The 18,983-nt window shown below is 47.5% G+C and carries 20 protein-coding genes and 1 other annotated feature; of the genes, 10 read left to right on the top strand and 10 right to left on the bottom strand.

Features of this window, described 5'->3' with window-relative positions:
• The first annotated feature begins 50 nt into the window (after window positions 1–50).
• The gene (locus tag ACQSGY_RS10520; RefSeq protein ID WP_427051853.1) at window positions 51–233 is read left to right on the top strand and encodes a YjfB family protein; all 183 of its coding nucleotides are present in this window, start codon (window positions 51–53) and stop codon (window positions 231–233) included.
• A 168-nt stretch (window positions 234–401) separates the two neighbouring features.
• On the opposite strand, the gene ACQSGY_RS10515 is transcribed toward ACQSGY_RS10520, so the two are convergent.
• From ACQSGY_RS10515 to ACQSGY_RS10500, 4 genes are all read right to left on the bottom strand, one after another.
• A complete protein-coding gene (locus ACQSGY_RS10515) occupies window positions 402–1,154 on the bottom strand; it encodes an HAD family hydrolase (protein WP_427051852.1) in 753 nt (250 codons plus the stop codon).
• Between the two features lie 98 nt (window positions 1,155–1,252).
• The gene (locus ACQSGY_RS10510; RefSeq protein WP_216514594.1) at window positions 1,253–2,290 is read right to left on the bottom strand and encodes a zinc-dependent alcohol dehydrogenase; all 1,038 of its coding nucleotides are present in this window, start codon (window positions 2,288–2,290) and stop codon (window positions 1,253–1,255) included.
• A 65-nt stretch (window positions 2,291–2,355) separates the two neighbouring features.
• The gene (locus ACQSGY_RS10505) at window positions 2,356–3,594 is read right to left on the bottom strand and encodes an aspartate aminotransferase family protein (protein ID WP_427051851.1); all 1,239 of its coding nucleotides are present in this window, start codon (window positions 3,592–3,594) and stop codon (window positions 2,356–2,358) included.
• Window positions 3,595–3,712: 118 nt separating this feature from the next.
• A complete protein-coding gene (locus ACQSGY_RS10500; protein WP_427051850.1) occupies window positions 3,713–4,924 on the bottom strand; it encodes an MFS transporter in 1,212 nt (403 codons plus the stop codon).
• A 288-nt stretch (window positions 4,925–5,212) separates the two neighbouring features.
• Between ACQSGY_RS10500 and ACQSGY_RS10495 the strand changes: the two genes are divergently transcribed.
• A complete protein-coding gene (locus tag ACQSGY_RS10495; RefSeq protein WP_427051849.1) occupies window positions 5,213–5,908 on the top strand; it encodes a pseudouridine synthase in 696 nt (231 codons plus the stop codon).
• 178 nt (window positions 5,909–6,086) lie between these two features.
• On the opposite strand, the gene ACQSGY_RS10490 is transcribed toward ACQSGY_RS10495, so the two are convergent.
• Both ACQSGY_RS10490 and ACQSGY_RS10485 read right to left on the bottom strand, forming a co-directional pair.
• The gene (locus ACQSGY_RS10490) at window positions 6,087–7,028 is read right to left on the bottom strand and encodes a DMT family transporter (protein ID WP_427051848.1); all 942 of its coding nucleotides are present in this window, start codon (window positions 7,026–7,028) and stop codon (window positions 6,087–6,089) included.
• Entirely contained in the window at window positions 7,025–7,876 is an 852-nt protein-coding gene (locus tag ACQSGY_RS10485; RefSeq protein WP_427051847.1) for an AraC family ligand binding domain-containing protein, read from the bottom strand. Before ACQSGY_RS10485 ends, ACQSGY_RS10490 begins: the two co-directional genes overlap by 4 nt.
• Before the next feature lie 188 nt (window positions 7,877–8,064).
• Here ACQSGY_RS10485 and ACQSGY_RS10480 point away from each other — a divergent pair, with 188 nt between their 5' ends.
• The 5 genes from ACQSGY_RS10480 to tyrS all read left to right on the top strand — a co-directional run bounded on the left by ACQSGY_RS10480 (window position 8,065) and on the right by tyrS (window position 12,783).
• The gene (locus ACQSGY_RS10480; protein WP_111269198.1) at window positions 8,065–8,373 is read left to right on the top strand and encodes a Dabb family protein; all 309 of its coding nucleotides are present in this window, start codon (window positions 8,065–8,067) and stop codon (window positions 8,371–8,373) included.
• Window positions 8,374–8,536: 163 nt separating this feature from the next.
• Window positions 8,537–10,006 (top strand): protein adenylyltransferase SelO, encoded by a 1,470-nt coding sequence (locus ACQSGY_RS10475; protein WP_427051846.1) that lies wholly within the window; start codon window positions 8,537–8,539, stop codon window positions 10,004–10,006.
• 144 nt (window positions 10,007–10,150) lie between these two features.
• Complete coding sequence (locus tag ACQSGY_RS10470) at window positions 10,151–10,567, top strand: Imm63 family immunity protein (protein ID WP_427051845.1); 417 nt, start codon at window positions 10,151–10,153, stop codon at window positions 10,565–10,567.
• 1 nt (window position 10,568) lies between these two features.
• Window positions 10,569–11,015 (top strand): DMP19 family protein, encoded by a 447-nt coding sequence (locus ACQSGY_RS10465; protein ID WP_427051844.1) that lies wholly within the window; start codon window positions 10,569–10,571, stop codon window positions 11,013–11,015.
• A 147-nt stretch (window positions 11,016–11,162) separates the two neighbouring features.
• Window positions 11,163–11,403: a binding site (T-box leader), on the top strand.
• A gap of 117 nt (window positions 11,404–11,520) precedes the next feature.
• Window positions 11,521–12,783, top strand: a complete 1,263-nt coding sequence (tyrS, locus tag ACQSGY_RS10460) for a tyrosine--tRNA ligase (protein WP_216514574.1) — start codon at window positions 11,521–11,523, stop codon at window positions 12,781–12,783.
• A gap of 146 nt (window positions 12,784–12,929) precedes the next feature.
• Here tyrS and ACQSGY_RS10455 read toward each other — a convergent pair whose 3' ends face one another.
• From ACQSGY_RS10455 to ACQSGY_RS10440, 4 genes are all read right to left on the bottom strand, one after another.
• The gene (locus tag ACQSGY_RS10455; RefSeq protein WP_111273688.1) at window positions 12,930–13,214 is read right to left on the bottom strand and encodes a YxcD family protein; all 285 of its coding nucleotides are present in this window, start codon (window positions 13,212–13,214) and stop codon (window positions 12,930–12,932) included.
• A 5-nt stretch (window positions 13,215–13,219) separates the two neighbouring features.
• Window positions 13,220–13,720: a hypothetical protein gene (locus ACQSGY_RS10450; RefSeq protein ID WP_090916855.1), complete on the bottom strand. Its 501-nt coding sequence runs from the start codon at window positions 13,718–13,720 to the stop codon at window positions 13,220–13,222.
• Window positions 13,721–13,822: 102 nt separating this feature from the next.
• Complete coding sequence (locus tag ACQSGY_RS10445) at window positions 13,823–14,389, bottom strand: PadR family transcriptional regulator (RefSeq protein WP_145401384.1); 567 nt, start codon at window positions 14,387–14,389, stop codon at window positions 13,823–13,825.
• Between the two features lie 175 nt (window positions 14,390–14,564).
• A complete protein-coding gene (locus ACQSGY_RS10440) occupies window positions 14,565–15,140 on the bottom strand; it encodes a beta-class carbonic anhydrase (protein WP_186322833.1) in 576 nt (191 codons plus the stop codon).
• A 222-nt stretch (window positions 15,141–15,362) separates the two neighbouring features.
• Between ACQSGY_RS10440 and ACQSGY_RS10435 the strand changes: the two genes are divergently transcribed.
• From ACQSGY_RS10435 to ACQSGY_RS10425, 3 genes are all read left to right on the top strand, one after another.
• Window positions 15,363–16,877, top strand: coding sequence for a carboxypeptidase M32 (locus tag ACQSGY_RS10435; RefSeq protein ID WP_427051843.1), 1,515 nt, complete (start codon window positions 15,363–15,365; stop codon window positions 16,875–16,877).
• 137 nt (window positions 16,878–17,014) lie between these two features.
• Window positions 17,015–18,022 (top strand): ABC transporter substrate-binding protein, encoded by a 1,008-nt coding sequence (locus ACQSGY_RS10430; RefSeq protein ID WP_427051842.1) that lies wholly within the window; start codon window positions 17,015–17,017, stop codon window positions 18,020–18,022.
• Window positions 18,023–18,131: 109 nt separating this feature from the next.
• Window positions 18,132–18,926: an ABC transporter ATP-binding protein gene (locus ACQSGY_RS10425; protein ID WP_427051841.1), complete on the top strand. Its 795-nt coding sequence runs from the start codon at window positions 18,132–18,134 to the stop codon at window positions 18,924–18,926.
• Window positions 18,927–18,983 lie beyond the last annotated feature (57 nt).

Raw genomic sequence — 18,983 nt, 5'->3', positions numbered from 1 at the left:
ATATATTCTAAGTACGCCTGTATGCGATAAGAAAGAAAGGAGAGGATTACATGGATATTGCAGCACTGTCAATGGGAATGAGCCAGGCTTCGGTGGCACAGACGGCAAGTCTTCAGGTCATGTCAATGGCCAAAGATATGGCAAAGCAGCAAGGTGAGCAGATGGCTGAGATGTTAAAATCCGTGCCGGCTCCACATCCCAACCTGGGCGGCAGCCTGGATATTTCCGTATAACCAGCTCAGATTAAAGTACCATGCAAGCGTTTCGTTGTTATTGAACATGCAGCAAGCAAAAACCCCGTCCAGCTTCAATTCACAAGAATTGGGGCTGGACAGGGTTTGTTTTGTCACCGATGAGGTTGGTTTAATTGGTTAAATACATGTTCCGATCTGGTCAGGCAATTAAAGTGAGCTGGATAAGTTCGGTGCTGGGCTCTCAAAAGGCAATGTATCCTTCATAGTCCACAGCTCATCATAACTGGAAATTTGCAGATCGGCGCGGGACAGATTCTGATTTCCTGAGCCTGGATTAAGATAGCCGATACAGCGCATGCCCGCACTTTTTGCGGCCTGAACGCCGTTACGTGAATCTTCTATAACAATACACCGCGCCGGCGATATACCAATCTGTTCGGCTGTCGCAAGAAAAATATCCGGAGCCGGTTTGCCATGCTCAACCTCTTCACCCGTCATGCGTATTTCAAAGTACGGCGCCAATCCTGTTTTGTCCATAATCAGATCAATCAGCGCGCGCGGGGATGAGGAAGCTACAGCAATCGGAATGCGCTGCTCATGCAGCCATTGTACCCAGCGTTCCACGCCAGGCATGGCAACAAGTTCGGCGTGAGCAAGCATCTTCTCCATCACATTGTGCTGATGATATGCAAGGATTTCATCCAGCGGTGCCTTGACCTGATATTTGCTAATGACTTGCTCCCACATGGATTCAAGCGTTACCCCGACAAATGAATGATGCTCCTGAACGGTAACGTCTGCACCGAAATAATCAAATGAACTCCGCTCAATCTCGAAATAGATCGGTTCACTGTCAATCAATACGCCATCCATATCAAAAATGACCGCCTGAATGGGCTCATGTCCATCCTTATTGATCAAGTTATCCTGCTGATGTCCATTCTCATGGTTTGCTGTCATGCTGCTTCCTCCTTTTGAAAGATGTTCACCTGTATCCTGTAATTCTAGTGTATCTGCTTTCGATTCAGCATTCCAGCCTTAGTCAGAGAATGGAGAGGTTAATTCGATTGCAGCACAACCTTGATGGCGCTGGAAGAAGCTTGCAGCGTGCGCCCTTGAATATCACATCCAAGTGTGCGGAACGCTTCTTCATAATCTTCCAGAGGGAATGAATGTGTAATAATTTTTTTGGCAGGTATAATCTGCTGTTCGATCATGTAATGTGCTGTTGCAAATGTTCCAAGTGAATCGATGGAGCCGATGATTTTCAGACTGCGGTCCACCACTTCCTTCGGATTAAAGGAGGTCGTTCCATCTCGCAAACCAACCAGCATCAAATAGCCACCGCTCGCGAGCTGGGATAACACCTGGGTGCCTACAACGCCAGTTGTATCCACAATCATATCCACTTGCCCGGTTGAGGGAGCGATGTCAGCAATTGCCTGTTCGAAGGAGGAATGAACCTGCCAGCGGTCTGGTGCTATGGAACCTGCAATGGCGAGACGTTCCTCCGAGATATCGACAAGACTTCCGGTTACCCCTTTGGAAGCGAGCGCATAGCTGTACAAAATGCCAATCGGCCCGGCCCCGAGAATAATGGTTCGGAAATTCGGTAACAGATGAATCTGGTTGATACCTGTGAGCATACAGCTCAGCGGCTCGGTTAACGTAGCTTCTTCATAACTTACATGGTCTTTTAATTTGTATAAAAAACGATCTTCCGTCACGTAATAATCCGTAAACGTCCCGTCTGCACTTACGCCCGTTTCTGTAACGGATTTATATGTGCAGTGGTTCTGTCTGCCGGTTCTGCACATCTCGCATTGACCACAATAATATGTAGGATCAATGACGACGCGATCTCCCGGCTGCAGGGTGGTAACGGCGGAACCGACAGCGATCACTTCACCTGCGGATTCATGACCTAGAATAACAGAAGGGACTGCATGATATTTCCCGCTCACAATGCCCAGATCAGTACCACATACACCGGTTGCTTTGATGCGGACAAGCACCTGGTTATCTCTGGTGATCTCGGGAACAGGCCGTTCCTCCAGCGCAACTTCCCATGCAGATTTATATATTAATGCAAGCATGATCAGACCTCCTAATGATTAATGATTGATCGGTGCTGCTTATGTGTTCGGTATGATAAAAATGTTTAATGAACGCTTGCCAGAACCTTGTCCAATCGGTCAACAATTTCAACCAGCTCGTCTTCCGTTGTGGTCAGGGACGGCCTTACTTTAACAACGTTGCCAAAGCCATAGCGTGAACTGCGCAGGATCAGGTTCTGGTCTGTAAAAGCGCGGTCAATAATGGCATTGGTCTTTGGCGTATCCGGTTCGTTCTGATCACCGACAATTTCAAGCCCCCACATCAGCCCGACACCGCGGGCTTCACCAATGCTCGGGTATTTCTGTGCAAGCTCTTGCAGCAATCCCCCGAGTAACATGCCTTTGCGTTTCACTGCATCCAGGAAACCGGGTTCAGATACAACTTCCATCGTGGATTTGGCGGCAGTAACCGAGATGAGATTGCTTCCCGAGGTGAAGGAGTGCTCGTGCTTTTCCAGCACGTTCAACCGTGATTGCATCAGCACAGCAGCCACGGGTACTCCGATGCCGCCCAAACCTTTGGCAAGGGTAATCATGTCGGGACGAATATCAAACAGCTCGCTGGCAAACATGGTGCCTGTCCGACCGATCCCGGTTTGGACTTCATCGGCAATCAGCAGCATGTTGTTCTCATCACATAACTTGCGCAGACGTTGGAAATATCCGAGCGGAGGTATGATGTTGCCGCCATTTCCGAGGATAGGTTCAATAATCATGCAGGCGACGGAGCCTGAACTTGCGTAATCAATCGCATCTGATATCGCTTCAACACATTGATAGCCACATTCGCTGCTTTCGCTTTTGAACGGGCAACGGTAACAATACGGGGCGGGTACATGAACCGCATTGGCGGCAGAAGAGTTGGGGAAACGTTTGCGTCTGAAGGCATTACCCGAGATGCCTGTTGCAAATTGGGTCTGTCCATGGTGAGAGAGATACAGACTGATAATATCCGTTGAGCCAGTATACTTTTGAGCTATTTTCGTTGCGCACTCATTGGCTGTGGACCCGGTAATATCCCGCATCCATCCGGTATTGATATCGTTAGGAGCGTATTCGACCAAGTGATCCAGCACCTCATTGACATAAGGTTCGGTGAAGGAGGAGGACATATGCGTAAGATTGCCGACCTGTTCCTGAATTTTACGGACTACATGCGGGTGATTATAACCCAGTGACAGATTAAACGTGCCCGAGACGCCGTCAAGGTATTCCACACCTGAATCGTCAATCAACTTAATCCCGTTTCCGACGATAAAGCGGTTATTGGTTAAAGTCTGCATGCAATTTCCTCCAATATTTTGGTGTACAAGCTGGGTTAAACTATACGAATTTTTTCCGGATGGGCTGCATCACCCCTTTCAAGACTTCAAGTGAATGTACTTTGTGATGCGCTGAAATTTATATTTCCTTGGTTTGCTGTGTGAAGGTTGAGCCGAGCATATCCTGTCGAGTGTTCCAGAGATAGGAAAGCAGAAGAGTCAGTAATAAAAGAACGCAAAATCCTGCCAAAATCCAGATGGTTCCAACGACAGGCCATGCACTCATGCTCCACCCGGTTAGATATTGCAAGACTGCACCACCAATGCCGCCGGAAGCGATGAGAATGCTGGTCGTTCTTTCCGTCATACCAGGGATCAGTACGTTGGCATAGACCAGCGCAATACAGAATAGCCCGGACATAAACAGACCTGTACCAAAAATCAGCACGTATGTGACCCATTGACCAGATACAAAGACCATGGACATGGTAAACAGTAATGTTCCGACCGTGCTCCAGATCAGGAACGGCATATACTGCACGGCTTCAGCAATTTTACCCGAGAAAAGACGGCCCACAATCATCGCGATCCACAAAATGGAAACACTAAGGGAAGCGATGGATTCCGACAGCTCCAGACGCTCTACAAGAATGGAGGGCAGGAAATTCATCAGCCCAAGCTCAAGCCCCATATACACAAAGAAAAACACAACAAAGATGGTGAGCAGCCCCAGCTGCTTTTTGGAATAACGGGATTTCTTTTCTGTTCGTAGGTCAGCCGTATTCTCTCCGGCTTGCTCCAGATATTGTGCGGCAGATCGTGGCATGCTTACCCACAGCAGCATGAGCATGAAAGCCAGAATCGCAACGGTAAAGAAGGTGAGGTGCCACTGTTCCAGCCAGATAAACAAGGCCGCAGCGGCGGGAATAAGAAGTGCACCCAGTGCAAAGAACACATCGAGCTTGGACATGGCGACGGCTTTCTGGTTCTCTGTAAATTCAATCGTGAAGGCTCCTACGGAAGGTTCAATAATCCCTGAGCCAAAGCCTACAATAACGGTTAACAGCAGCACGATCTCCCATGATGGCAACCAGCCAAGCAGAAGATAAGCTGCCACGATGCAGATCAATGCCAGCGTGAGCATCCATTTGCGACCCATTTTGGCAGTCATGGAGGGAGACAGCAGAACACCGACAAGAAAGCCGAGAAACTGCAAAAACAGCAAAAATCCTCCGTCACTGTAGCCGCGCTCGTAATGTGGCAATAAAACAGGCAGAAGTGCACCCAGAACTACGCTGGTTATGCCGATTAACAGATAGAAACCGCAGCTTAAAGCGAAGATCGTTCTCAAATGTGTACCTCCTAAATGGATATAAAATTTATAAATTGAAATATATGTTTATTTTCACATCTAATTTATACCATAAATTTGAAAATGTACAAGCTATTTTTTTGTAAAATTATGTTAAAGCTTGGCGAGATAACGTTTCTCGGTCGCAATATCTGACATGGATTTTATACAGTACGAGACGCAGTTGCTTCACGAGCCAATCCATGAGAAGATGGAGTTTGGTTTCTGGACGACGATGATAATGAATGATGAAATATGATGGAGTAAAACGAAGAAATGCGGTGAACGATGTTAATCAACAAGTACATAAGTGAGACAGGATACTGCTCCCGCAGGGAGACGACAAGGAGAATTGCAGCTGGCAGGATTACGATTAACGGCAAGGTATGTGTAAAGGGAGATACGGTACAGCATGGAGACGTTGTGCATATGGATGGTGAGAGCATCCCACAGCGAAATCCGGAAGCCGTGTATATCCTGTTGAACAAACCCGTAGGTATCGTCTGCACTGCTGCTGAACATGTTGAAGGCAATATCATTCAATACGTCAACTACCCTGCACGCATATTTGCGGTTGGCCGTTTGGATAAAGCGTCGGAGGGTTTGATTCTGCTGACCAATGATGGAGATATTGTGAACAAGATGATGCGCTCAGAGCATAATCATGAAAAAGAATATATCGTCACTGTAGACAAGCCCATCTCGGATTCATTTGTACAGCAGATGTCAGCAGGGGTGGAAATTTTAAACGTGGTGACCAAGCCTTGTGAAGTGCAAAGGGTGAATGAGAAGGTTTTTCGCATCATTTTGACACAGGGGCTGAATCTGCAAATTCGCCGAATGTGTAAGGCACTTGGATACAGGGTGCTGAAGCTGGAGCGGGTTCGCATTATGAACATTACGTTGGATGAGCAATTAAAACGGGGGGAATGGAGACACTTGCAGAAGCAGGAGCTTGAGCTGTTAATGTCTCGTTTGAAATGATCCCGGGCATGAGGAATAATCGGATAACCGTTCATTCAATGCGGTAGAAATGGGAGAGTAGTTCGCGCAAGGCTGCGGAGGCTGACAAAAAGACAGAAAGACACGAACCCTTTGAAAGAGGCGTGTCTTTTGTTTTTTTTACACACACGTTTTTACGTATGTTTACGACAGGAGTGAATCAAGCGTTGCGGTGTAATTTGGATAAAGTAAAATTCTTTTTGTTTTTTCTCGAATTACTCTCTGAAACATAAGAACCATAGAGCGTAAGGGATGCGCCCAGAATGCTCACCCATGTCAATCGTTCATGAAGAATAAGGGCGGAGGACACCACCGTAATTACAGGCACAACATAGATATACACGCTGGTATGAATAGCTCCAAGCAGCTTGACAGCTTGATTCCAGGTCACAAAGCACAGAGCAGAAGCGCCTACGCCAAGGAAGAGCAGATTGGAAATATTAGAGATGTGATAGAACCGGGCAAGGTTTAGTTCAAAATCAAACAGAAACAGCGCTGGCAGCATGAAGAGCAGGCCATAGAAAAAAACTTTGCGTGTTGCTCCAATCATATGAACCTTGCGTGAACTGATTTTACGCATCAGTACAGAGTAAATGGCCCATACCACAGGAGCAATGAAGGCAAGCAAATCACCGACAGGGTTTAGCTGTAACATATAACTGCCGTTGAATGTAACAAGTATGATGCCACATATCGCTATGGCGAATCCAGCCAGGAAGCGGCGGGTTATCTTTTCTCCATCCAGGAAGAAATGGGCAAATACAGCGGTGAAGAAAGGAGCGACAGATACGATGATGCCTGCATTGGAAGCTGTTGTATACACCAGGGCAAGATTTTCAATAAGAAAGTATAAGGTTACGCCGCATAAGCCTGCACAGATGTATAACGCTTCGTCCCGAATAGATACGACCCGCTGTATCCGCGGGTAGATGATGCATAAGATGACATATCCGATCAGGAAACGAAACAGCAAAATTTCGATCGGTGTGAAATCCACCAATAACACTTTAGTCGAAACAAAGGTTGTTCCCCAGATCAGGATGGTAAACAAAGCAAGAAGATGTCCGGTGGACCTATGGCTCTGATGACGTATTGAAGTCATTGGATACTCTCCTGCAAGCGAACTGATTCAGAACCGTGATTGAAAATGCGACTGTACTGTTTGGGTGTTAATCCGATCAGTTTTTTGAAAAAGTTAGTGAAATGGCTCTGATCGCTGAAACCTGTCTGTACAGCAACATCAATAGGCTGCAAACCCTGCTCCAGCAGGCGCTTGGCTTGATTAATGCGAATGGTCTCCAGATAGCGGTAGGGGGATATCCCTTTTTGACGAGTGAACAGGCGCAGCAGATGGTATTTACTGATGCCTGAAATCTCGGATAGTTCGTTCAAGGTGATGTTTTCAGCGTAACGGGATTCAATATAACTGCACAGTTGTCTGATCTCAAAAGTAACATGCTGGGCAGGTTCGGGCGGCCCAGGATCACAACAATCCTTGAGCATCTGATCCAGAAGCAGGAGCAGCAGCTCCTCTTTACAGAAATCAGACTGCTCATCAAGAATAATCTGATGCAGTTCATGCAGCGAAGGCACAAGCTCACTTTGGTAGAGAACAGGGGCGGTGAAGCGTGGTAAATACGTTTGCCCTGTAATCTCACGAACATACTCCTCCATCACCTCAGGCTGAATATTAATACACCGGTAATCCAGCTTGCGCCCATCTACCTGCTCGCAGGCATGCGGGTCATGTGGATTAAAAACGATCATATCCCCGCTGTTTAGTATATATTCTTCATTTTTGCAGACCAGATGCCGTTTGCCCTCTTCAATAAATCCGATCACATAATAGTCGTGAAAATGATTCGGGAACTTCTGCATGATGCCCTCAAATTGATAAGCCTCCAGCTTCAAATCTGTATCATAGACGACAGTTCGAACTTCGCGATTCATGATGCACCTTCTTTCTGGTAAGTTGTCGTTAGTATAACGTGCATGCAAGTCCGCTTTCTTGAACGATATTGCTTATTATACCGAAATGGCGGGATGAGGGAATTCATTTGAGTTCAGAACAGGTTTAATTTAAAATAATGGAGACACGCCATAGATGTAAAATTGTTCTTCTAAGGAGCTGGAACTGGATGTTTGAACACTTGGTCGTTTTCAAGTTTAATGACAAGATTACGCCTGCCAAGCAGCAGGAGTTTGTATCGCAATTGCTTGCGCTTCAGGACCAGATTCCCGGAATTATTGATCTGACCGCCGGAGTGAACATCACCGAAGAGACGGATCGGATTCAAGGTTTTACGTTGGGATTAAGAGTAACATTTGAAGATCAGGAAGCGTTACGCGCATATGGTCCGCATCCTGCACATCAGGCGTTTGTCGCTTCCCTGAACGGTTGGGTCGATAATGTGATCGTTACGGATTATCCGATTCCTTCGAAGTAAGCGAAGAAGAAGCCGGAGTCCAGTAAGAAGATGATGCTGTTTGTCAGAATATGAAATGCAATACCTTGAAATGTCCATGCGACTACATAAATGAGCATGGGTTCACAAAGGCTACACGAAGATAAACAAAGGAACCCTTTGTTATGAAGAAGGAGTGTGACCCATGAAAAAGAAAGCTGTAGAAGCAGGCTGGAATCTGGAGCTCAGCTACGCCGAGCTGCCGCAAGCCTTTTATACAAGCCAGAATGCAGTACCTGTCCAGTCGCCTGAATTGATCATATTGAATAAAACACTGGCCGCCAGCCTTGGATTACAGGCAGATGCACTGGAAAGTGCTGAAGGTGCAGCGATTTTCGCAGGCAATACATTGCCTGATGGCGCAAGGCCTCTGGCGCAGGCCTACGCAGGCCATCAATTTGGCAATTTTAATATGCTTGGAGATGGACGTGCGCTCCTGCTGGGTGAACAGATTACCCCGCAAGGAGACAGGTTGGATATTCAGTTAAAAGGATCGGGCCGAACACCTTATTCTCGCGGAGGGGATGGGCGTGCCGCTGTTGGCCCCATGCTTCGTGAATATATCATCAGTGAAGCAATGCATGGCCTGGGAATCCCGACAACACGGAGTCTGGCTGTGGTGTCTACGGGGGAGAGCATTTATCGTGAAACCGAGCGGCCAGGCGCTATTCTCACCCGGGTTGCAGCGAGTCACATCCGCGTAGCTACATTCCAGTATGCTGCAAGGTGGGGAGAGGTAGCGGATTTGCGTGCGTTGGCAGACTATACGCTGCAGCGACATTTTCCACAGATTGAACATAACGAGCAGCGTTACCTGAGGTTGCTTCAGGAAGTGATCCGGCTTCAGGCGCAGCTTGTTTCGAAATGGCAGTGTGTAGGCTTCATTCATGGGGTGATGAATACGGATAATATGGCCATCAGCGGAGAGACGATTGACTACGGGCCCTGCGCCTTTATGGATACGTATAATCCTGCAACGGTTTTTAGCTCCATTGATACACAGGGGCGTTATGCTTATGGGAATCAGCCATATATTGCAGGCTGGAATCTGGCGCGTTTTGCAGAAACTCTGCTGCCGCTACTGCATGATGATGAAGACGAGGCTGTACAGATCGCCCAGGATGCTATTGCACAGTTCTCGGAGCTGTATCATCAATATTGGTTAACGGGGATGCGTGGCAAGCTGGGACTGTTTTCCGAAGAATCAGAAGATGAAGTGCTGGTGAAAGACCTACTGGACTTGATGGAAAAGCATGCTGCGGATTACACGAATACTTTTGTCGCGTTGACACAGAACAGATGGGAAAGCTCGACGCTGAGCACCCATTCGGATTCGAATGACTGGTACGAACGTTGGCAAGCCAGGTTAGGCAGACAATCAGAATCTGCTGATGCGGTGATGCAGCTGATGAAACGCAGCAATCCTGCCGTTATTCCACGGAACGATCGCGTAGAAGAGGTGCTGGAACGAGCGGAGCGGGATGGAGACTACACGCTGCTTCAGCCTTTGCTGGATATTCTCCAGCATCCGTATGCGTATACGCCAGAACAGGAGCAATTTGCTGCCAAGCCTGTGTCATGTGATCCTGCGTATAAGACGTTCTGCGGGACCTGACAGGTACGATATAAACTGAAAAAGGGAGAAAGCTGCCGAAGGGCAGCTTTTTCATTAGAATGTGTCAGAAGAATTCAGAGAAGGAAGGTGGCCCTCATATCCGAAATTCTTAGTATACAGGATCTCGTAGAAGAGCTCCTTTCGTTGTTATCGCGGACGGTGTATCCAAGGGAACAGATGGAGAGTTATGTGAACCGCTTGGGTGAAACGTTTAAATGGGAAGGTGTACCTTACGTCGAGATTGATGATGACTATTATATCGTAACGATCTATGAACGAGGTGTACCTTCGTTGACTAGAAAGCTGAAGCAGACAGAAGAGGTGTTATACTGGCTACTGGAGGATATGATTTTCACAGCTGCACATGTCAACCTGCTCAAGAAGTATGGTGTCGATAATGTGCATACACATCTTGACTACACAAGTGAAGTGTGGCAGGAAATCGAAAACAACGTTCGAGCGGCTTTTGAAAACATCGGTGAGCCTTATCTCTCATGGCACCTTGGCGGCAAACGGCACGAACTGGAAAGTTATCAGCCCAGGAAGAAGGGAGAGCAATAACATGAGTGAGCAGGACATTCAGGATATTTGGTATGACTATGCACTCGCTTTTGTGGAGAAAAAGAACAGCTCTGAGGGCGGCTGGGCCTCGCTTTCCGTACATGAACAGGAGATTGCGGCCTTATGGTTGCTTGAGGCTGATGTCTATAATGGCGGGTTCATGCAGTTTTTCTGCAACTGGGGAGAAGAGGCTTATCAGTTCGCTTGCCGGGCACTGCATACGATTGGTGCTCATCAGGTGCTGAGCAATATTCAAGAGCAGTATGCTTGTTTTGAGACTTTGGCCGATGATGACAGGCTGACGGCACTATGGGACATTCCGCGATATCTTGGAGCTGAACAAGAGCAGCTTCTGGATGAGTTGGATCAGCAGCTGTGGAATAACGACGACCACGTGGCAGAGAAGGCCTATGAGTATTATCATGACCAGCTTCGGATCGGGTTATAATTCATTATACTGGCTGAATATTGACTATTAGGACAACGTTTTTTTAGAGGGAATAGAACTTTTTGTTTTTATTGTGCATTGGGTAATCGGGATACTTACGCTTGCATTGCCCATAACGTTCCGCTATACTGGCTATAATTAAATACATGAATTACGTTGATAGAGCGCAGTAGCGGCTTTGTCCCTGTTACAGAAAGTCAGGGGGTGATGGAACCTGATACATACAAGGGCTGCGAATTACACTCTGGAGTACTTGGGTAATGCCAAGCGGATGAGCAAACGATACATTGCTGAAAGTGGTATGGATTACAGTATTTGAGCGTATGAACGTTCAGAGAGTTATCCATGCAATTTGGGTGGTACCACGGTTATTCTAATCGTCCCTGTGTCTATGAAGACAAGGCGACGATTTTTTTGTGTTCAAAAATGCCGTTGCAATGTCATCTTCCGCACCAGAGAACGTAAGTCATGACTGTATTTTGATCAAAGAAAAGGGGTTATTGGAATGAACATTATTGACGAACTTCAGTGGCGCGATGCCATTAACCAGCAAACGGACGCAGAAGGGCTGCGAGAACTGACAGAGACGAAATCAATCTCCTTGTACTGCGGTGTAGATCCAACAGGTGACAGCATGCATATTGGACACTTGATTCCGTTTATGATGCTGAAACGCTTCCAGCTTGCGGGGCACCGTCCAGTGATCCTGATCGGTGGTGCAACAGGTACGATTGGTGATCCAAGTGGTCGTCAGTCCGAGCGTTCCTTGCAGACGCTGGAACAGGTGCAGGCCAATGTGGACGCACTGACTGCACAGATGAAAAAGCTGTTTATGACCGAAGGTGACAATCAGGTTCGCATGGTGAACAACTATGACTGGACTCACAAAATTAACATCATTGAGTTCCTGCGTGATTACGGTAAAAACTTTAACCTGAATACTATGCTTGCGAAAGATGTGGTGGCGAGCCGTCTTGAAGGTGGTATCTCCTTTACGGAATTCTCCTACCAGATCCTGCAATCCCTCGATTATCTGCACCTGTTCCAGACGGAGGATGTACAGCTGCAGATCGGTGGGTCGGATCAGTGGGGCAATATCACCAGCGGTCTGGATCTGATTCGCAAAAAAGAAGGACCAGAGGCTAAAGCTTTCGGATTGACCATTCCGCTGATGCTGAAGTCAGATGGTACGAAGTTTGGTAAAACAGCTGGCGGCGCGATCTGGCTTGATCCGAACAAAACAACACCTTTTGAGTTCTATCAGTTCTGGGCAAATACGGATGACCGGGATGTTATCAAGTACTTGAAATACTTCACCTTCCTGAGCAAAGAAGAGATTGAGGCCTTGGCTGAGAAGGTGGAGACAGAGCCGCATAAACGTGAAGCACAGAAGGCACTGGCCGAGGAAATGACCAGGTTTGTTCATGGTGAAGAGATGCTGGAGCAGGCAAAACGTATTACAGCTGCTCTGTTCAGCGGTGATATTCGTTCCCTGACAGCGGATGAGATCGAGCAGGGCTTCAAGGAGATGCCAACCTATGAAACAGACGGCGAGGCTAAAAATATCGTTGACTGGTTGGTGGAGCTGGGTCTGGAGCCGTCCAAACGCCAAGCCCGTGAGGATGTGACCAAAGGCGCGATCTCCATGAACGGTGAGAAAATTACCGAGCTTGATTTTACAGTATCCGCAGAGCATGCGATCGGTGGCAAGTTCATTATTATCCGCAAAGGTAAAAAGAACTACAGCCTGGTTAAACTTCAAGCCTAGATTTCTAGCAAAAGACCGATCCTAAATTTTATAGCAAAAGAACCGATTCCAGGATTCATAACAAAAAGACCGTCTCCATCTCTGTCAGATGACAGAGGAGAGACGGTCTTTCGTATATCAGGCCAGATGCTTGACCTGTTACCTGTTTAGTATTGTTGATTCACAATCGCTGTGATCTCTTCATCGAGATCCAGGGTGACATCCTCACGGTACGCTCGAATGTTGTATTCGCTGTGCAGGTATCGCAGGATCGCTTCAATCATGTTGGACTCGACCAGAAACTGACTGCGGCCTTGAATCCAGACTTCTGCGGAATATCCCGTATCTTCTTCCCAGCTTAACTCCACATTTACATCTGTAGGACGTACCCCTTTACGCTCTGCCATGTGAATGCAGATCGCATTCACAATCTCATCCATACTTAGAACCATAGAGCTTAGTACCGTCCGTTTCTGTTGCGATCATCGTCACGATCATCGCGACGGTCGTAGCGACCATCTGCTGCAGGTTTGCGGCGATTCGTGATTGCTCTGAAGAGTGCCATAGCCAGCATAACGATCAGCATGATTGCCGCTACGTTTACGAGCAAGCCGAGAATGTTGCCAAGTGCGCCCATGCCGCCAAACAATCCGCCGAACAGCATACCAGCCAGACCACCCAGCATCATACCTTTCATAAATCCGCCGCCACCGCCAAAGAATCCGCCACGGTTATTCGCCGCTGCGCCAGTATTGGAGTTGTTACGGGAATTGGACTGACTTACGTTATTGTCTGATTTCTTAGGGGTGTTAGTGTAACTTTTCGTTCCAGATTTGAAACCGCCACCGCCACGTCTTGCATCAGCACTGTCCGGATTGGTAACACCAACGGTTGCGAACAAAAGTGTAAACGCCATGAAAACCATCATCAGATGTTTAATTCCAAATTTTTTCTTCATTGTATAGATCGTAACCCCCTGATTAAATTTGTTTGCTTCACCCAAATATGGGCCTTACTCAAGTAATACGGCTGACTTGCTGGAACGTTTCAAAATTTTAAATTAAATTTCTGAAATACTTGGACTGGGGTCCTGAATGGCCGCCTGACCATCGAGAAGCTGGGTCACCCAATTACACCATTCCAGACCGGTTTGGGCGTTCATCAGCCCTTTCTGCACCAAAATGTAACTGCCGAATTCACGGCTGCCTATGCGAAGGTTGTCCTGAGGTATACGTGATTTCAAATCTTCAAAATACCGTATCCGTTCCATAAACCAGCTTTTGCGCTCATTCAGAATACGTCTCATGCTTCCATCTTCGGCGATACCAACACAGAGAATACGAAGATTGAATTCATCACGTGTAACGGGTGCAGTGACTGGAGTGATCATCCACTCCAACAACTTTTGAATGCCTTTGTCCGTAACTGCATACATTTTTTTGTCCGGTTTGTCAGACTGTTGTACCCAGCGGGAGGCGAGTAACTCATCGTTTTCCATCTTGGACAGGAGCGGGTAGATCTGGCTGTGTTTGGCCTGCCAATGCGGCTGAATCTTCAGCATCAGATCATAACCGGAAGACTCCTCGCGGGTAAGCAGCCCGAGCAATCCGTAGGAAAGTATGTTCATGCACATGTCTCCTTAATATTAGGGCTGGGTCAAGGAAAACCATCTTATTCGCTTTCGTTGACCGCTTTCATAAAAGTGTACACTGAAACTGTATGGTTTGACAACCTGACAGCTTAACTGCCTTAATTTAGACAAAAAAAGAGCGGACCCGAGGGCCCGCAAATGCAAAATATTTTTAGAGAGATGCCTGTTGTTCGTACCCGTCAGCGACAAGATCGAGCTTACCTGTGTAAGAATCGATAACCATGCCGTGAACAGGCACATTCGGTGGAAGCAGGGGGTGTTTCTTGATGACCTGCACAGTACCTTTTACCCCTTCTTCGACGCTGTCAAACCCGCGCAGCCATTTTTGCAAACGAATGCCGGAGTTTTCCAGTGTAGACATGACTTCCTTGGAAACACCACGTTCCTCCATATGACCAATCATCGTTTCTGCATGCAGTGACGCCATGCCACATTCCGTATGTCCGACAACGAGAACCTCATCTGCGCCCAGTTCATAGATGGCAACCAGAACGGAACGCATAACACTTCCGAAAGGCTGAGAGATAATCGCACCGGCGTTTTTAATAATTTTCACATCGCCATTCTTCAGATTCATGGCTTTGGGCAGCAACTCGACCAGACGGGTATCCATACAAGTGATGATGACCATCTTTTTGGTTGGAAACTTGCTAGCCGTATACTTCTCGTATTCTTTAGTCTCGACAAATGATTGGTTGTGCTGCAAAATCTCTTGAATGTTGTTCATGTCCATTGCCTCCTGTTATCCAATACGACGAGCACGGCTACTTGCATGAGCAGCTTGTCCTACACGCCCTTGATTAGTGTTGGGATATCGCAATCCGCAGACCACGACCCCGTTTTTTAGAAGAATAATGCAATATGCTTCTGTCAAAAGTTGATTATACGCAATGCAAAAAGTATCATCAATAGGGTGTACACATTTTTTTTGAAGAGGTGAGCTTTAACGATGGATAAACAAACACAGCAGCAGCTGCAATCCTTCCTTATTTTGGCCCGTAAAATTAAAAGTTATCATGAAGCCATCGGTTTGCTTCACTGGGATCTGCGCACAGGTGCGCCGAAAAAAGGCGTGCCAACGCGTTCGGAAACGTTAGGCATGCTCTCTACAGAAGCTTTCAAGCTGCAAACCTCGGAAGAAATGAAGGCATATCTGGAACTGTTGACCCAGCCGGAAGTGCTGGAGCAGCTTGAAGATCAGGATCGTCGTCTCGTACAAGAGTGCAAAAAGGAATATGACCGCAGTCAGTCGGTTCCGCCGGAAAAAGTACAGGCGTATACGGTGCTTACAGCCAAATCGGAGACAGCCTGGGAAGATGCCAAGCACCAAAGTGATTATGCGGGCTTCTCGCCATACCTCACGGAAATCGTCAAGCTCAAACAGGAGTTTATCGACTACTGGGGTGTGAAAAATACAAGATATGATACACTGCTGGATATGTACGAACCAGACCTGACTGTAGAAAAGGTGGATGAGGTGTTTGCTAGGCTCAAGGCTCGTCTCGTTCCACTTCAGGAGAAGATTAATGCGTCCGGGAACAAGCCGGAAACGGGGTTCCTGCAGCAGATCTTCGATCCGAAGCAGCAGGAGAAATTCAGTCTGTTTATTCTGGAGCAGATGGGGTATGACTTTGAAGCAGGTCGCCTTGACGAGAGCGTACATCCGTTTGCAACAGGGCTTAATCCGGGTGATGTCCGCATTACAACGAACTATCTGCAGGACGATGTTACCAGTGCGATTTTCAGCTCATTACATGAAGGTGGACATGCTCTTTACGAGCAAAATATTGATGAGAGCCTGGCGGGAACACTGCTGGCAGAAGGAACATCAATGGGCATTCATGAGTCCCAGTCCAGATTATGGGAAAATATGATTGGTCGCAGTCTGCCATTCTGGACACGTTATTATCAAGACCTGCAGCAGCATTTCCCGCAGCTGAGTGAGGTGAAGCTGGAGGATTTCTATCGTGCGATTAACCGGGTGGAAAGCTCGCTGATTCGAATTGAAGCCGATGAGCTGACCTACAATTTGCATATTATTATTCGTTATGAGATTGAAAAGATGCTGTTTAATGAAGGGCTTGAGGTGAAGGACCTGCCCGAAACGTGGAATGCCAAATATAAAGAATATCTCGGCATTATGCCAACCAACGATGGTGAGGGTGTTCTGCAGGATGTACACTGGTCAGGCGGAGATTTCGGGTATTTTGCCTCCTATTCTCTCGGTAACATGTATGCGGCACAAATTATGCACACACTGCGGAAGGAAATGCCTGAGCTGGACAGCCTGATTGCTGCGGGTAACCTGACTCCGATCAAAGACTGGCTGACGGATAAAATCTATCGATACGGAAAGAGCCGTACCCCTTCCGAATTGATTCTGGCTGTCACTGGTGAAGAGCTGAACCCCGATTACCTGGCTGATTATCTGGAAGCCAAATATACTGAAATTTATAATCTGTAATGTGCTAAACGCGGGTCCGCCGGAATTATTCTGGTTGGCCTGCTTTTTTTTTGCGTGCAAGTTCTTAACCTTTTACTGGGCCTCGGCATATCCATAGTAGAGAGAAATGGCTAAACCCAGTAAAGGAGGGACATGTGATGAAATATACGCCATGGTTTATCCGGGGTATTGTGATCCTGCTGATTATCATTGTTGCGCTGACGAGCTGCAATAAGGAAGAGAACGAAGCCAAGATTACGATTGGTGAAGTAACACGCTCTGTATTTTACGCACCGGAATATGTTGCCGCGGCTCAAGGTTTTTTTGCAGAAGAAGGGCTTGAGGTGGATATACAAACTACGGCTGGCGGAGATAAAACGATGGCGGCCCTGCTCGCGGGTTCGGTAGATATTGCTCTCGTGGGTGCAGAGACATCCATCTATGTGTATCAGCAGGGCGCAGAAGACCCGGTCATAAATTTTGCACAGCTGACCCAGACGGACGGAACGTTTCTGTTTGCACGGAATGCTCAAGAAAGCTTTGATTGGGAGCAATTAAAGCAAAGTGTGTTTCTTGGACAACGCAAGGGCGGAATGCCGCAGATGGCGGGAGAGTTTGTATTGAATAAACATGGCATTGACCCGTCGCGTGATCTGGAGCTGATTCAGAATGTGGATTTTGCCAATATCGCGTCAGCCTTTGCTTCAGGCACTGGGGATTACGTGCAGCTGTTTGAACCTCAGGCGTCAATCTTTGAACAGGAAGGCCGGGGCAAGGTAGTGGCCTCATTCGGCACAGAAAGCGGACATCTGCCCTATACTGTTTTTATGACAAAACAGAGCTATTTGAACGAGAACAAGGACCTTGTGCAGAAATTTACAAATGCACTTCACAAGGCCCAATTATGGGTAGATTCCCATAAGGCAGAAGAGATTGCGGAAGTGATCAAGCCATTTTTCAAAGATATCGACCCGGCGATTCTGACCAGTAGCGTGAGTCGTTACAAGGAACAGGGCACGTATGCAACAGACCCGATTATTGATGAACAGGAATGGAACAATCTGCTGGATGTCATGAGTGCCGCGGGCGAATTAAAGCAAAAGGTAGAGCTGAACACCATTGTAGATTCGACCTTTGCAGAACAGGCGAAATCCCTGGCTCCCTGAGTAATGCTGGTGAAGTGGGAAGTCAGGGAAGTAAAGATGGGAAGCAGGATGGATCGATAGCAGATCAAGCCAGAGTGAATTCAGGATTCAGGGAAGGAAGTGAGCAGTGATGCCTGATTCCGGCAATGTGATCCGACTGGAAAATATATCACAAGTCTATGTCAGTGAGCGCGAAGCATCTTTGGCTATTGAAGATGTAAGTCTGGGGATCGGTCAGGGGGAGTTTGTCAGTCTGGTCGGCCCCAGCGGCTGTGGCAAAACAACGTTATTGTCCATCATCGCCGGACTGCTTCTTCCTACGCAAGGAAAGGTTGAGGTGGAAGGCAGCCCGGTTCAAGGACCCTCACCCCGGATCGGTTACATGTTACAGCAGGATTATCTGTTCCCATGGCGCACCATTCTGGATAATGCGCTGATCGGACTTGAATTGACGGGCAATCTGAATGCAGAGAGCAGGGAACGGACACGGGAGCTTCTCGCAAGCATGGGGCTAGGCGGGACGGAAAAGCAGTATCCGTCGGAATTATCCGGGGGCATGCGGCAGCGGGTGGCATTAGTACGGACCCTTGCTACAGACCCTGCCATTTTGCTGCTGGATGAGCCGTTCTCGGCGCTGGATTATCAAACGAAGCTGCAGCTGGAGGATCTGGTCTCGGAAACGTTAAGAGAGTATGGCAAAACGTCTGTGCTGGTTACGCACGATCTGTCTGAAGCGATTGCGGTCAGTGACCGGGTTATTGTGCTGGACCGTAATCCTGGCCGTATTCGGCGCGAGTTCGTTGTGCCGGAGAACATTCGTATGGCGCAGCCCTTTTATGCAAGGGAGCAGGCCGGCTTTAATGAGCTGTTTCAATCGCTCTGGGATGAACTCGTTCAGTCTGGAGGAGGTGAGAAAAATACGTGAGACAGAACGAATCGAATCAACAGCAGCAGGAATCACGTGAGGGCTGGCTGGAAGAGC

The sequence above is a fragment of the Paenibacillus sp. TC-CSREp1 genome (assembly GCF_050171015.1).
GTDB classification, from domain to species: Bacteria; Bacillota; Bacilli; order Paenibacillales; family Paenibacillaceae; genus Paenibacillus; species Paenibacillus silvae.
Note: the sequence above shows the minus strand (reverse complement) of the source record. Positions and strands in the feature narration are given on the sequence as shown.